Annotated in this window: 1 protein-coding gene; it reads left to right on the forward strand. The window is 64.0% G+C overall.

Annotated features, from left to right (window positions below):
- The coding region (locus ACLJNW_RS26355; RefSeq protein WP_410961530.1) for a hypothetical protein at window positions 1-258 on the forward strand (258 nt) is incomplete at both ends.

Below are 258 nucleotides of genomic sequence, written 5' to 3' on the forward strand. Positions count from 1 at the left end.
CAAGAGCACCTTCGCCCTCTCCTGGGCGACCAAGACCCTCGGCTACAGCCAGGGCACCTTCCTCAGCATCATCGTGGTCGCGCTGGTGGTGCAGTTCCTCAGCCAGCCACTGGGGGCGCTGCTCACTTCGCGCATCGACATGCGCAAGGCGGCATGCCTGATGGTGCTGCCGGAGTTCATCCTGATGCCGGCGATGTTCTTCGCCGTAGAAACCAAGGTCTACTGGATCGCCGCGGTCGGCATGTGCCTGGCCACGGT

It is taken from the genome of Salmonella sp. SAL4457, from assembly GCF_046548235.1.
Lineage (GTDB): Bacteria > Pseudomonadota > Gammaproteobacteria > Enterobacterales > Enterobacteriaceae > Salmonella > Salmonella enterica.